General features: G+C 45.1%; 13 protein-coding genes. 7 read left to right on the top strand and 6 right to left on the bottom strand.

All coding sequences use genetic code 11. The features are described 5' to 3' along the window. The first annotated feature begins 76 nt into the window (after positions 1–76). The 3 genes from OCV20_RS10635 (at position 77) to OCV20_RS10625 (ending at position 2,152) form a co-directional block, all read left to right on the top strand. Positions 77–643: a DNA-3-methyladenine glycosylase I gene (locus OCV20_RS10635; protein WP_086773697.1), complete on the top strand. Its 567-nt coding sequence runs from the start codon at positions 77–79 to the stop codon at positions 641–643. Between the two features lie 109 nt (positions 644–752). Continuing rightward, positions 753–1,691: a winged helix-turn-helix domain-containing protein gene (locus OCV20_RS10630; RefSeq protein ID WP_086773696.1), complete on the top strand. Its 939-nt coding sequence runs from the start codon at positions 753–755 to the stop codon at positions 1,689–1,691. After that, entirely contained in the window at positions 1,682–2,152 is a 471-nt protein-coding gene (locus OCV20_RS10625) for a hypothetical protein (protein ID WP_048614470.1), read from the top strand. The genes OCV20_RS10630 and OCV20_RS10625 overlap by 10 nt, the downstream gene beginning before the upstream one ends. 86 nt (positions 2,153–2,238) lie before the next feature. Here OCV20_RS10625 and OCV20_RS10620 read toward each other — a convergent pair whose 3' ends face one another. Both OCV20_RS10620 and cls read right to left on the bottom strand, forming a co-directional pair. Further along, positions 2,239–3,423, bottom strand: a complete 1,185-nt coding sequence (locus OCV20_RS10620) for a cystathionine beta-lyase (RefSeq protein ID WP_086773695.1) — start codon at positions 3,421–3,423, stop codon at positions 2,239–2,241. Between the two features lie 183 nt (positions 3,424–3,606). Further along, positions 3,607–5,061 carry a cardiolipin synthase gene (cls, locus tag OCV20_RS10615; RefSeq protein WP_048614466.1) on the bottom strand — a complete coding sequence of 485 codons (1,455 nt, stop codon included), beginning with the start codon at positions 5,059–5,061 and terminating at the stop codon, positions 3,607–3,609. Between the two features lie 367 nt (positions 5,062–5,428). Here cls and OCV20_RS10610 point away from each other — a divergent pair, with 367 nt between their 5' ends. The 4 genes from OCV20_RS10610 to OCV20_RS10595 all read left to right on the top strand — a co-directional run bounded on the left by OCV20_RS10610 (position 5,429) and on the right by OCV20_RS10595 (position 10,525). Continuing rightward, entirely contained in the window at positions 5,429–6,862 is a 1,434-nt protein-coding gene (locus OCV20_RS10610) for a sodium-dependent transporter (protein ID WP_082151314.1), read from the top strand. 207 nt (positions 6,863–7,069) lie between these two features. Further along, positions 7,070–8,686 carry a methyl-accepting chemotaxis protein gene (locus OCV20_RS10605; protein WP_086773694.1) on the top strand — a complete coding sequence of 539 codons (1,617 nt, stop codon included), beginning with the start codon at positions 7,070–7,072 and terminating at the stop codon, positions 8,684–8,686. Positions 8,687–8,864: 178 nt separating this feature from the next. Further along, positions 8,865–9,563, top strand: coding sequence for a TIGR01621 family pseudouridine synthase (locus OCV20_RS10600; RefSeq protein WP_050648811.1), 699 nt, complete (start codon positions 8,865–8,867; stop codon positions 9,561–9,563). Positions 9,564–9,571: 8 nt separating this feature from the next. After that, complete coding sequence (locus OCV20_RS10595) at positions 9,572–10,525, top strand: class I SAM-dependent methyltransferase (RefSeq protein WP_050648810.1); 954 nt, start codon at positions 9,572–9,574, stop codon at positions 10,523–10,525. Positions 10,526–10,607: 82 nt separating this feature from the next. Here OCV20_RS10595 and OCV20_RS10590 read toward each other — a convergent pair whose 3' ends face one another. The 4 genes from OCV20_RS10590 to OCV20_RS10575 are packed head-to-tail and all read right to left on the bottom strand — an operon-like array spanning position 10,608 to position 14,703. After that, on the bottom strand, positions 10,608–11,225 hold the full coding sequence (locus OCV20_RS10590) for a CDP-alcohol phosphatidyltransferase family protein (protein WP_048617663.1): 618 nt from the start codon (positions 11,223–11,225) through the stop codon (positions 10,608–10,610). Next, positions 11,215–11,865: an ATP-binding cassette domain-containing protein gene (locus OCV20_RS10585; protein WP_048617661.1), complete on the bottom strand. Its 651-nt coding sequence runs from the start codon at positions 11,863–11,865 to the stop codon at positions 11,215–11,217. Before OCV20_RS10585 ends, OCV20_RS10590 begins: the two co-directional genes overlap by 11 nt. Beyond that, on the bottom strand, positions 11,831–13,531 hold the full coding sequence (locus tag OCV20_RS10580; RefSeq protein ID WP_086773693.1) for an ABC transporter permease: 1,701 nt from the start codon (positions 13,529–13,531) through the stop codon (positions 11,831–11,833). Before OCV20_RS10580 ends, OCV20_RS10585 begins: the two co-directional genes overlap by 35 nt. Before the next feature lie 5 nt (positions 13,532–13,536). Then, a complete protein-coding gene (locus OCV20_RS10575) occupies positions 13,537–14,703 on the bottom strand; it encodes an ABC transporter substrate-binding protein (RefSeq protein ID WP_048614457.1) in 1,167 nt (388 codons plus the stop codon). Positions 14,704–14,886: the final 183 nt, after the last annotated feature.

The raw sequence follows: 14,886 nt of genomic DNA, 5'->3' as shown, positions 1-14,886 counted from the left end.
CAACTGACCTTTGAAATAATGCCCCTAATTGGGGCATTATTTTTATATACCGATTGATAAAAAGAGAATACAAAAAATGGACGTAAATACATCATATAGAACGTGTGCATGGGCGCTTAAACATGAGCTTGAAAAGGAGTACCACGACGCAGAGTGGGGCGTGCCTGTTTATGATGACCAAGTTCTGTTTGAGTTCATTACTTTAGAAGGCGCTCAGGCGGGCCTGAGTTGGATTACGATCCTGAAAAAGCGTAAAGGGTATCGTGCCGCGTTCGATAATTACGATCTAAACAAGCTAGCTGAGTTGAATGAAGACAACGTGCCGCACATCATTGAAAACTTCGATGTGGTTAAACACAAGGGTAAGATCGCTTCGGTATACAACAATGCGCGAGCAACGCTTGAATTACAGAAAGAGTTTGGCTCTCTTTCAAATGCCTTATGGCAATTCGTCGACAATGAAGTGATCGTGAATCAATGGACCGAGATGTCTCAAGTTCCCGCTTCTACCGAACAATCTAAAGCGATGAGTAAGTTTTTGAAGAAGAGAGGCTTTAAGTTTGTAGGGGAAACAATCTGTTACGCGTTCATGCAAGCGACAGGCATGGTTAATGACCATATCGTAGGTTGTCCGCACAAATAAAAGTGTTATTTATCGTCGAAAAATAATTGCGTTAATATAGGAAAATTTACTGGTCATTTATAAACTATTCAATATCATATGCGACCAAATTCAAACCTAGAAGACGATAGTGAAACAACAAAGCTACCAAATCTGTGATGCTCTTTATGATCCCTTGCTTAGGCAGTTTGTGCGTGAAGATGGCCACGTAGAAACTATCGCGCCGATAGAAGGTAAGGTGTTTCTGTTCTTACTTGAAAATGTTGGTGAGTGTGTTGAACGAGGCCTGATATTTGATAGGTGCTGGGGCAATGTGATAGTCTCAGAGCAAGCGCTCACTAACGTGATATCTAAGATTAGAAAAACGCTATCACGAGTGACTTGTGGCTGTGCGACGATTCGCACGGTCAGTAAAACGGGCTATTCACTTGAAATCGATGAGTCGATAAAGCCTAGCAAAACTGAAACTGTGCCTTCTCAAGTGACTGACAAGGTATCTAAAACAAACTCTTCGCCTGTCGAGCCAGAAGTGTTGGCTACGACTGAAATCTCTACAGACGTTAACGCGGCAGCAGTCACTGGTTCAGGTCTTAAGACGTCTTCCAACCAAGAACTGAACTCAGCTGAATTAGAACCTTTAAATTCAAAAAGCAATACGCACCTTGTTAAAGCGGGCTATTTAGTCGCATTGATTTGTGTTGTCGTAACGGCGTTCAACCTTTTCCAAACCTATTATACGCCACTGCCTTATTTTGTTGATAAAGCCGAATATCGCGACAGCTACACAGATAATACCAATCACTACTTTTTCCATATTGCGCATAATGAATCCTATTCGTTGCCTGCGATCACTCAAAAGCTAACGGATGCGATACCTAGCCACTGCAACGTTGATGTTTTTGTCCGTATCTATCCGTCTGTAGACCAACCTGAAAATGATACGTTATACATGTTGGTTCAAAAGAAGGATGGCGAAGCGTTGAATTACAGGGCTTCTATTTTCAATGTAGCGTCGTCTTTTGATTCGTTTGCTCAGCACATGGAAAAGAGGAGTTACTTTTGCGACTAATTGGCTTACTCATTCTTTGTGCAATCGCCGCTTCGAGCTTCTTGTTAGAGCAAAATGAATTAGCAGGCACTCGATGGCACTGTAAAACGATCAAAACGGATTTCTTATCTCAGGCATTCCAACCATATCAAGCACTGTACGAGCGCATAAGCCTTACTTTTCAGTCTGACCATACTTTTAGCATTAGAGAGTTTGTGACGATTACTGAACAAGACGGTAACGAGAGTACAATGGAAAACCTTTATTCCGGCTACTACGGGTTGGATGGAAACAATCTGTCGATGAGCATTCTAGATGTGAGAACCGCAACGCCTTTTCATGATCCTGTTATTAATCAGGATTACAGTGAGTATAAAGGGGTGACGATTGACTACGCTATTGCAGTGAAGGATCAGTCTTTGTATATGTTCAATGAACATCGAACTGAAATATTCAATTGGGCGTGTTTTAACGTTCAGTAGCTTTTTAAAGCTATGTGTCTAATACGCTAATCTGAAAAAGGCAGGAATATCCTGCCTTTTTGGTCTGAGTTTGTTAACGCTTTAAATTAAACGAGGGCGTTATAACGTTCTAACCCTGCTTCTAGGTCTGAAATCAGATCATCAACGTCTTCTAAACCGATATGAACGCGAATCAAGGTACCTTCGAAGTTAGGGTTCGCTACTGTTCTTAGGCTATCAAAGCTGTTCGGTTCGTTCGCTAGAATCAAGCTCTCAAAGCCGCCCCATGAGTAACCCATACTAAAGTGCGTCATCCCATTAAGTAGAGCTGTGGTCGCTTTTGTATTTGAGTTCTTCAGCACAAAAGAGAACAAGCCATTGCCGCCCGTAAAATCTCGTTTAAAGAACTCATGGCCTGGGCAAGACTCAAGTGCTGGGTGACGAACATGGTCAACCTCAGGACGAGTCTCTAACCATTTTGCGACTTTCAAGCTGCTCTCTGCATGTTGGCGTAGACGAACATCAAGAGTACGAATACCACGTAGACCGAGGTAAGCGTCATCTGGCGAAACACATTGACCCATCAGGTAGCTCTGTTCTCTCAGTTGGTTCCAACATTTTTCATTGGCTACCGCTGTCCCTAGCATCACATCAGAGTGACCAACGATGTACTTAGTCGCTGCTTGGATAGATATATCAACACCGAAGTCAAACGGTGAGAAGTTCACACCGGCTGCCCATGTGTTGTCTAACATAACGATGATGTCATGTTCATGAGCAACACGCGCGAGCGTTGGAATGTCTTGAACTTCCATGGTGACTGAACCTGGAGACTCGGTAAACAGAACCTTAGTGTTTGGCTTAATAAGGTCTTGGATGCCTTCACCAATCGTTGGCTCGTAGTAAGTTGTCTCGACTCCCATCTTTTTCATGATGGTGTCACAGAAATCACGGGTCGGTTCGTAGCAGGTGTCGACCATCAGAATATGGTCACCTGTTTCTACAAAAGAGAGGATGGCATTAGAAATGGCCGCCGTACCACAAGGGTATAGCGCACAGCCAGCGCCGCCTTCCACTTCAACCATAGCATCTTGGAAAGCGAAATGAGTGTTGGTTCCACGACGTCCGTAAAAAAGCGTCTTGTTAGCGCGATTAATCGTAGCCTTGCGCTTTTCTTCTACTGAGTTGAACACGACAGTTGAAGCGCGCTGTACTGGTGGGTTAACGACACCATTGGTCCACTTCTTATCACGACCTGCAGTGATCAGCTTAGTGGTTTTGTTCTCGGACATGCTGTGAATTCCTTATCAATCGGTTATATCCTATTTAAAACATGCCAATAGCCTTCAAAGCAAGAGTGAACCGGGAGTTTTTATGCTTTTCTTTTGCTTTTTAACCTTTCACGTCGTTTATCGTGAAAGGTTAAAAATAAGATAGGCAGCGAGAGATGAGTCTGCATGGAGTTATTGATTGGATTACAGCAGTGGATTGAACAGATAGAACAACCTTTCAAAGAAGCGGTTACGCAGATTCCTCTGCTCCCACTGCTCGAGTTCTACTGGGTGCGATGACTCGATGTAAGATTGCTGAAGTTCAGATAGCTGCTGAGTGAAGTGCACATCGTCAACGGCTAGCGTCACTTCGAAGTTAAGCCATAAACTGCGCATGTCGATATTGACCGTTCCGATTAAACAAAACTCTTCATCAATCACTACTGACTTGGTGTGAAGAAGCCCACCGTAAAACTCGTAAATCTTCACGCCAGCTTCAAGTAACTCCGTATAGAAAGCGCGCGAAGCCCACTTAACCATTAGTGAATCGTTGTTATGTGGGATTATTAATTCTACGTTGACACCACGTTGCGCTGTCATTTTGAGTGTTTCTAATAAATCGGCACTCGGTACGAAGTAGGGTGTTGTGATACGAACTGAATGGTTTGCCTGATTAATCGCAATGGTCAGAACTTGTAGGATCAAATATTCCGGCATGCCCGGGCCTGATGGTACTACCTGAACTGGATGATGCGTCATTACCTCTTCAACCGGACACTCTGGCAAATCAGGAAGGATGCGTTCACCTGTTTCCACTTCCCAATCCCAACCATGAATGGCCGACAGTACATTTACGGTAGGGCCAGTTACGCGAACCATTACGTCAATCCACTGACCCACACCTGAGCTCTGTTTGAAGTGAGCAGGGTCAACCATGTTCATTGAACCGGTATAGGCAATGGTTTCATCAATGACGATGATCTTACGGTGCTGTCTTAGATCTAGGCGGCGTATTAAAATACGCCAAGGGCTAACCTCTAGTGCTTGTACAACTTGTACACCGGCGTCTTTCATCATTGAACGCCAGTGGCTTTTGAAAAAGCGTGGGCTACCTGCAGAATCGAGTAAGACTTTAACATCCACGCCACGTTTCGCAGCTCGAATGAGTGCGGAAGCAACCGAATCCGTTAAGCCTCCAGGGTGCCAAATATAGAAAACCATCTTGATACTGGTTTGGGCATTTTCTATATCTTCAATTATTGCGTGTAAGATCTCATTAGGGGAGGCTTGCAGTGAAAGTGTGTTTCCGCTGAGTGCAGGAATGCCCATTCGATTATTACAAAGCTCATCGATTTTATGGATTGGGGAGCCGACCTTTCCTGGCAGGTGGAGCTGACAATCATCTAGTTTTCGGAACCAATCGCCAAACGGAGTAAACATGCGGTGAGCGCGCTCAGCCCTCTTTCTACCTAGGTTTAGCTCTCCAAAAAGGAAGTAACAAGCGACACCTACAATTGGGATAATGTAGATAACCATCAACCACGCGAGAGAAACGCTGACAGAGCGTCGTTTTAGCACGACACGGAAAGTCACACCGGCTACAAGTACCCAGTACAAAGCGACAGAAGCTAAAGTTAAAAAATGGTAGAGCTTTTCCACATTGAATACTCGAAAAAAGAGACACTTAGATAATAATGCTATTTTGCGGATATGGGAATTTAAGGAATCAACTATTTACAAATTAGAGCTAAAGCTGTAAACAGGTTATAGTTGTTAAGTTTTGGTTAACTTAAGACGAAAACGATTGTTTTGTATGAAAAGGCGGCATTTAACCATAAAAATTTACATTGGTAACGAAATATGTACGGTTCGGGCTTCCAATTTTATTCTTAAACTGGTTTACTTGCCAGATAACGAGCGTCAATCAAATCTTTTAGGTGTGTAAATTTTTTTATACGCCTTATCTTTTAAAGACGCCACCCAAAGCAAAACACAACATCACATAACACAAAAGTTTGGAGTACACGTGGCTACTAGTAATACAACCACAACACCCCGCGATACCTGGGGTTCGAAGTTAGGATTCGTAATGGCTGCAGCAGGTTCTGCTGTTGGTCTAGGTAACATTTGGAAATTCCCTTACACAGCAGGCGAAAGTGGCGGCGGTGCATTCGTTGCAATTTACCTGTTTTTTGTAATCTTTATCGGTTTCAGTGTAATGCTGACTGAATTTGCGATTGGCCGTCATACGCAAAAATCAGCAGTAGGTGCATTTAAATCAACTGACCGTCGTTGGACGTTCGCTGGTGTTATCGGCGTAGTCAGTGGTCTACTTATCATGGGTTTCTACCCTGTAGTAGGTGGCTGGTCTATCGCATACATCGGTAAGATTGCGGGTGGTCTACTAGATGCACCTGAAGCAATCGGTGACAGCTTCGGTGGCTTTATCTCAAACCCAGTTCAACCACTTATGTGGATGGGCCTATACCTACTACTTAACATTGTTATTGTTATGAAGGGTATCTCTGGTGGTATTGAGAAAGCAGGTAAGATCCTGATGCCACTTCTTTTCATTATCCTTATCGTGGTATCAATCAAAGGCATCATGCTTCCGGGCGCGATGGCTGGTCTTGAATTTCTATTCAGCCCTGACTTCTCTAAAGTAGATAGCGGTGTAATCCTAGCTGCACTAGGTCAAGCATTCTTCTCACTATCTCTTGGTATGGGTTGTATGTTGACTTACGGTTCTTACCTTAAGAAGAAAGAGAACCTAGTTCAAACTACGGCTATGGTTACGGCAATGGATACAGGTGTTGCTATCCTAGCTGGTGTTGCAATGTTCCCTGCAATGTTCGCATTCGGTATGGAACCTGCAGCTGGTCCTGGTCTAGTATTCGTTGTTGTACCTCAGCTATTCGCTGAAATGGGCGGCGTAGTTGGTCTTCTATTCGCTCTTATGTTCTTCGTTGGTCTAAGTGTTGCGGCACTGACTTCTTCAGTATCTCTACTAGAAGTTGTGGTTTCTTACCTAATCGATGAGAAAGGCATGAAGCGTGTGACTGCAGTACTGTCTGCAAGTGTAGTAATGGCGATTCTATGTATCTTCGCTTCTCTATCACTTGGTGGCTTCGGTCCTACACTGTTCGGTACTGGCGCATTCGATATCTTCGACCTACTAACTGATAAGATCTTCCTAGCCGTTGGCGGTATGTTGGTATGTATCTTCGCTGGTTGGAGACTAAACCGTGCAGACCTTGAGAAAGAAATCACTAACGACGGTGAAGTATCTTTCCCTCTATTCGGTCTATGGTACACACTAGTTAAGTACATCATCCCAGTAGCTATCGCTATCGTAGCGTTCATGGGTATCTCTTCTGGCTTCGACAGCGGTAAAGGTGCAATCATGCTACTAGGTATTGGTATCATTGCTGGCTCTGCGCTTATCTCTAAGAAGTTATAGTTCTAAGAAACCATAGCTCTTAGAAGCTAGAATCGCGAGTTAAAGTAAGTTAAGAAACGGGAGCCATTGGCTCCCGTTTTTTTATGTCTGAAACTTAATTATTGATGGAAAATAAATGTCGTATATTCACTCAAGTTATCCGTGCGCTAGCCGATATATTGAATATCAAAGGTTTTCTAAGCCGTATTTTATTTAGGTAGGTGTTGTATGAAATTATCGGTGAGAAAGAAACTGTATGCCGGTTTTGGCTCTATATTGGCGGTGCTTGTCACGTTAGTCAGTATTGTATGGATAGAGGTTATTGGCGCTCATAGAAGTGCCGATGAGATCAGAATGGACGATGTACCGGGCACTGTTACCTATCTTGTTCTGATAGATGAAGCTGGAGATGTCTACCGAGATGCGTTAGGTGCGATTATTCAGGTTGATAACGCGCTGAACGATTATCGAACCAATAAGAACGAATTTGCCCAAGCAATCGAGCAGGCGAAGCGTTTGGAGAGTAGAGGTTCGGAAGATCACCGTCGTATTCAGCGAATTGAAGACCTGATGGGGCGTTTCACTCAAGAGTTTGAATCAACGCTTGTGCCGAAGATCAATGATGAAGCTGCGCTCCTAGCCAACATTCAACAGCTACGATCTTTGTATGAGAGCAATCTCATCCCTATTGAGAACTTACTGGATCAAGCGTCAGCAAGTGAGCGTGCAGATACAGAACAGTCACTACTGACACTAACCGATACGTTTACCACCATCGAACGTACCATCATGCTGTTGTCTGCTATTGCGATTGTCTTTGGTTGTGTGATTGCGTATCTATTGTCTAGCTCTATTACCAACCGCCTGACTCGTGTTGAACAAGTAGCACGACGTGTAGCAAATGGTGACCTAACGGCTGGCGACATTATTGATGATTCTGGCGATGAATTAGCTGAACTGGCTAAGTCGATTAACCAGATGCAGAAATCGCTAGTAGACCTACTAGGTTCAATCTCGTCTGTGACTCACCAAGTCCAATCGGTGACAGGTGAGCTATCGTCAATCAGCCAAGACATCGTGACGGGCGCATCAGCTCAAGCAGACAAAGCTAACTTGATTGCAACGGCTGCTGAAGAGCTAAGTTTGACCATTTCTGAAGTGGCGCAGCAAGGTATTTCTACTTATGAAGAAGCACGTCGCTCTGAAACGTCTGCAGAAGATGGCCGCAACGTGATTGTTGAGATGGTGGCGAGTATTCAACAAGTGTCGACTCAAATGAGTGACATGTCGCTACAGATGAACACGCTGGGTTCGCATGGTGAGCAGATTGGTAGCGTTATTAAGGTAATCGAAGACATTGCTGAGCAAACCAACCTGTTAGCTCTTAACGCTGCAATTGAAGCGGCACGTGCAGGCGAATTCGGTCGTGGTTTTGCTGTGGTAGCCGATGAAGTGCGAGCGCTAGCAGAAAGAACAACCAAAGCGACACAAGAAGTCTCGGGTATCATTCAATCGATTCAATCGGGCACTCAAGAAGCGGTGACTTACACTCAAGACAACTGTCGTTTAGTTGAGATTGGTGTCGAGCAAAGCTCAGGTGCTGTTTCTGCGCTAGAGGCGATTGTGAGCGGTGCGGGCAATGTACAAAGCATGGTTAACTCTATTGCGACTGCGGCAGAAGAACAGACGGCTGTGACCAAAGAAATTGCAGCGGATATTACCGCGATTAGCGATATCTCTGAGCAATCTTTGCAACTGGCGACTCGAAGCTCTGAAAACACATCAGGCTTGAACGCTAAGGTTGCTGAGCTAGAAGCATTAATCGGTAAGTTTAAACTGGCGTAAAGCGGTGACTTGGTTCTATTTATCGAGTGGCAATCGAGTAAAGACCAAGCACTGATCGCTACTTGCTGAAAAGAAGCCCAATGATTCAATGTTTATTGAGTGAGTTGGGCTTTTTCGTAGCTGGAATCTGGGTTCAGACGCGGTATACTCCACCTTCTACAATGGAGCTAGCCTTTACATGTTCGATATTCTTCTGAACCACTCTGATTTTTTACTTATCAATAAGCATCCTGGAGTCAGCGTCCACAAAGACGATGGCGATACCATGTTGCTTCAAGAAGTTGCTAAGGCAATTAATGAGCCTAAGCTGTATCTCGTTCATCGACTAGATAAAATGACTTCGGGCATTCTGCTGCTGGCAAAAAATGCGTCGGCGGCGAGCGAGCTTTCACAGCTATTTGCAAAGCGTGAAGTAGAAAAATACTACCTTGCGATTGGTTCTAAGAAGCCAAAGAAAAAGCAAGGTTTGATCTCAGGAGACATGGAGCGTTCACGACGCTCAAGTTGGAAACTTCTGACATCCAAAGAGAATCCAGCGATTACTCAGTTTTTATCAGCAACGGCTGAACCCGGTGAGCGTTTGCTGTTATGCAAACCCTATACGGGGCGAACTCACCAGATCCGTGTCGCGATGAAGTCGATCGGCTCAGCCATTGTTGGTGACCCTATTTATAATCCATCGAGTGAGGCTGACAGAGGTTATCTGCATGCCTTCGCGATTCGATTTACCTATCAATCACAAGCCTACGAATATGTCTGCGATCCAAGAGGGCTAAACTCCTTGGGTGAGAAGTGGCATCAGGAAACCGTGTCGAACGGTTTGGACAGTTGGCTTGAACCTTGGTCATTAACTTGGCCAAAGCTAAACACTAAGTGAGTGAAATAATGGAAGCATCAGCTTTACCTCTGTTTTTTAGTCATATTGAACAGCAACTTAATGAAGTACCAAACGAATTACGCCGTATTTTCCACGGGCGCGGTAAGTTTTGGCCTGGTCTAGAGCAACTGACATGTGATTGGGTTGATGGACAACTACTGGTTAACGTGTTTAAAGAAGTCAACGATGAATTCTTGTCATCTCTTAAAGCTGGATTGGTTGAACTCACCAACAAAGATATCTGGCAATCAAAGCAGGGCACAAGCATTGTTCTGCAACACCGTTATGCCGATGGCGCGCCTTCAGAGGTCCTATGGGGTGAGTTGAATGATTCTCCGGTTGTGGTTGAGCACGGTCTTAAGTACCAATTAGATATTGGTCGTAATCAGAACTTCGGTTTGTTCCTAGACATGCGTAATGGTCGTCAGTGGGTACAAGATAATGCCAAGGATAAGAACGTTCTTAACCTGTTCGCATACACTTGTGGTTTCTCTGTCGCGGCTATCGCTGGTGGCGCTCGTCAATGTATGAACGTGGACATGTCACGTGGCTCGCTAAACAAAGGCCGCGATAATCACCGTCTGAATGATCACGATATGCGCTCGGTTAACTTCCTTGGTTACGATATCTTTAAGTCGTGGGGAAAAATCAAGAAGGGCGGCCCTTACGAGCTAGTGATCATCGATCCGCCTTCGTTCCAAAAAGGCAGCTTTGCTCTAACTAAAGACTACAAAAAGATCTTACGTCGTTTACCTGAACTTCTAACTGAAGGTGGTGAAGTTATTGCGTGTGTGAATTCACCTGCTGTATCACCAAACTTCCTGATTGAGACGATGGCAGAAGAAGCACCAAGCGTTGAATTCATTGAGCGTCTGGACAACCCGCCTGAGTTTGTCGATGTCGACCTTGATTCAAGCTTGAAGGTGTTGAGATTTAAAATTAGCGCTTCTGCAGATGCTTAATTAGGTTTGAGTATTAGCTAGAATATAAAAACGCCGCTCATGTTGAGCGGCGTTTTTGTTTGAAAGGAACCTGAAACTAATACTAGGTGGTTTGATTCTTGAGTGTCTGGAACCCAAAATAAATACGCATGAACGTAGTTAGCCAACAAGCTGCACCAAAGGTGTAAGCGATAACTGCAAAGTGTTGAGGCCAAATACAGAACGCTATGAAACAGGCGATGGTTTCAGTGCCTTCGGTTAACCCCGACATGTAGTACAGAGACTTATGTTTATAGACTGGGTTTTCTATGCCTCGCTTGCCTGCCATAACGGCAAACGCCAAAAAGCTGCTGCCTGTGCCGATAAAAGAGAAGATCAAAAATGCACCGGCAATGGCGTTATGTTCTGGGTTGGCAATGACAAAACCAAAAGGGATCAGCGAGTAGAATAGGAAATCTAGGCTGATGTCGAGGAAACCACCCGCATCACTAATGCCTTGGATTCGAGCCAAGGCTCCATCAAGCCCATCACACACTCTGTTGAATACAATGAAGCCTAACGCCCACTCGTATTGCTGAAATGCTAGCGCTGGAAATGCTAAACACCCAACCAGAAATCCGAATAACGTGGTTTGATTGGCCGTGATACCCAATTGGTTCAGTAACTTAGCAGACTGATTTAATGGCCACTTAATGACCTTAATGGAGTACTTATCCAGCATGGTTACTTCTCCATGGCCAAGACAGTACTTCTGCCCCTTGAGGTACATCGGCTTCGTCGTGCGTGACCATTAATGTAGGGATATTCGCTTTGGTCAATTGTTCAAACACCCAATCGCGAAATTGTGCTCTTAACTCTTGGTCTAGCTTGCTGAACGGTTCGTCAAGCAAGGCGAGCTTAGGCTTGGCTAACAACATACGAGTTAAGCTTATTCTTGCGCGTTGACCACCAGATATTTGATCCGGGAAAGATTCAGCTAAGTGAGTTAGCTCTATGTCTTTTAGTGCAGCCATTGCTTGCTGTTGACGAGCGGAGCCCTTAATTGAATTAGGCAGAGAGAACGCCAAGTTCTCCCATACTTTGAGGTGCGGAAACAACAAGTCATCTTGAAACAAAATACCGACTTCACGCTGATGTGAAGGAAGCTCGTCGAGCTGAATATCGTTCAACACAACGGTGCCAGAATACGAAAACTCTTCACTTAAGTGACCAGCTATCGCATCCAATAAGGTCGACTTTCCGCAGCCACTCGGCCCCATTAAAGCCAGTATTTGGCCAGATTCTAATGTTACGTTTAGCGCTGAGAACAGCGAATCTCCATCGGTTTTACGGATGGCGAGGTCGTTGAGGTACAGACTCATTACTTAGGAAACCTTTAAAAGTAAGACGGCGATATCTAAGTTGAAGTCGGCTGACTAATATCGCTAAAGAGAAAAAGAACAGAGGCAATAGGGCCTGCCAAATGGCATAGATTGCTGTCACCCTGCGGTCGAAACCACTGGTTAGGGCAACGGCTTCTGTGGTGATCGTGCTAATACGGCCCGCGCCGAGCATCAATGTTGGAAGGTACTGAGCCAAACTCACGCTGACCCCGACCGCCCAAGCAAAGGCAATAGCAGGAAGCAAGATTGGCAGTTTGATCGAATACCAACTCTGAAATGGCGATTTACCTAGGCTCAGCGAGGCTTTAATCAACCCATCATTGAAGCTTTTCCACGGGCCGTCCAAAGACAGATACACAAACGGGAAAGCAAAGAAAACATGCGCCCAAATCACCCAGAACTCATAGGCACTACTGCCGATGTAGAGGGTCGTGACTTGCATACCAAACAATACCGAGAGTTGAGGTATTAACATTGGGATAGCGATAATGAAGCCCGGAACTTGCCACTTGTATTTGATTCTGTATTCGTGAGCAATCAGCGCAAGTAACAGAGCGACTGAAGCGGCAATAAGGCCAATCCATAAGCTTTGACCAACGGTGCTCATGATGCCATCCCACTCGAACTCCCAGAAGCGCATGCTGTAGCGGCTCGGCAGTAAATCAGGGAAGCGCCAACGCTGAGCAACGCTCCAAATTACCATCAATGGAATGATCAGCAGTGAAAGACTAGCAAGGACTGTGAACACCGTTTTCCCCGGAAGGTTTGCCCCTGTTCTTCCGGAATACTGCCAAGTTCGAAAGTACTTAAGAACCGCCCATTCAACTAAACGCGCCAAGGCGATGATCAACGAAGCTAAACCAAATAAAACGATGGCACCAGCAGCAGCTCGCGGAAGTAGGTTAAGATCAGGATCGTTGAACCATTGCCATACCAAAACGGCAAAGGTCGGTGGATTGGTTGGGCCAATGATCAGAGCAATATCGACAACCGAGACACTGTAAGCGAGTACCGCCAGCATTGGGAAGCGAAGCTTAGTAAACCATTGTGGGAAAATACATTTCCACCAGATCTGAGCACGGCTATAACCCAGAGATGCACTGACCTTGGTGATACGTTCTACATCAATTTGTTGAAGTATCGAAATGCTCATCAGCAACAAGAAGGGGACTTCTTTAAGTGCGAGCATAATGATTAAGCCGAACGCGTATGGGTCTTTCACCAATAACGCCAATTCAGAGCTCGTAGCCGATTCGCCGAGCAAGTGATGTACCGCTCTTGCGCCAAGCCCCGTTGGGCTAAACAGAAATGCAAAGCCGATAGCGAAAGCCACATGTGGAATGGCAAGCATTGGTGATAGTGTTAACTCAATCTTTCTCCAAAACTTGTTTCCCCAAGAGGCTTGAAGAATACAAAAGGTCAGGAAGCAGGCTATGTAGCTGCTTGCAATTGCTGAACCTAGGCTTAAGCCAATAGAGTGCCAAGCCCCTTCCCATTGCAAGACTTGGCTAAAGCCGTTGAGTGTCGGCTCCTCTAAACCAAGAGGCGGGATGAAGCTCAGTGACGAAGCCACGACTCCCGCTACCCCAGGAATGGTTGGGATAATGCATACAGCTATAACAACAAAATATAGAGCGCGTAGCATGAAGACTAGTTACCGTATCGCTTAAGCCACTCTTTCTCGAGCGCGTTTTGCCAGCTAGGGTGTGGTTCATCAACCGATTTAAATTGCTGGGTGTTTTTAGCGCTGCCAGTGAGGTACTTGCTGCTCAGAACCGAAGGATCGCCCCAAACATTGAGGTCACCTTTACGAGACTGTGCTTCTGGGCTCAGTAAGAAGTTAATGGTCACTTGAGCACCTGCGGTTGCATTGGCATTCCAAGGAATCGCAAGGAAGTGAATGTTAGATAGTGCGCCGCTTTCTAGAGCATAAGCCTTAGTGGTTTCGGCTAGGCGACCACTTGCTTGTGCTGAATAAACAGAGTTTGGATTGAACGTAATCGCGAGATCGATCTGTCCGTCATCCAGGAGTTGGATGCTTTCCGATGTGCCTGCTGGGAATTGTTTGCCACCGCGCCAAGCCACTTTATGGAATTTATCTAAGTAAGCCCAAAGTGGTGCCGTCACTTCTTGGAAGTTGCCTTCTGAAACCGGCTGAGCCAGCGCAGGGTTATTGTTTGTTAGTTCAATCAATAGAGACTTAATGAAGCTCGTGCCATGAAATTCTGGTGGGCGAGGGTAGCTTAAGCGGTTCGGGAAAGCCTGAGCGTAGCTCAACATCTCTGAGAATGATTGTGGTGGATTGTGCAGCGTCTCTTGATCGTGAATGAACACAAGTTGTCCCACGCCCCACGGTGCTTCTAAGCCTTCTGTCGGCTCTGAAAAATCGACATCAATTGGCAGAGACTTATCGACATACTGCCAATTTGGAAGTGATTCTGTAAATGGCCCAAACAATAGCGCGTTGTCTTTCATCGAGCGAAAGTTCTCGCCATTGATCCAGACAATATCGACGCTGCCTTCACTGTTCTTTCCTGCTGCTTTTTCAGCGAGCAGTCGAGTGGTGGTTTCCGCAATATCGGTTACTTTCACATGCTTCAACGTGACACCGTAGTCACTTTGTAATTTCTTGCCTGCCCACTGTAGGTAACGATTGATCTCTTGGCTTCCGCCCCAAGCGTGAAAGTAGACAGTTTCTCCCTCTGCCTGCTGTTCTATTTGGTTCCAGCTGTCGGTTGATGTTGCTTCATCAGCATAAATGGTTGCGCTGTATGCAACGGTTGCCATGATTCCTAACGTACTTACTATCTTGTTCATAAACTTTTCCATTTGGTAGTGAACGGGCAAGAGCATTGTATTTTCAAACTCCCTAGGGCGTACTGACCTTTCGCGGTTCACGAAAGATCAACATGCCCTAATAGTTATTCTATCTGTTTCTGAAATAAATTCTAATTCAACAGTAAATTCAATCAATTACTTGAGAACAAGCAGGGAGTTCGC

This window comes from Vibrio coralliirubri (assembly GCF_024347375.1).
GTDB classification, from domain to species: Bacteria; Pseudomonadota; Gammaproteobacteria; order Enterobacterales; family Vibrionaceae; genus Vibrio; species Vibrio coralliirubri.
The sequence above is the reverse complement of the archived record's forward strand: the minus strand, read 5'-3'. Positions and strand labels throughout refer to the sequence as shown.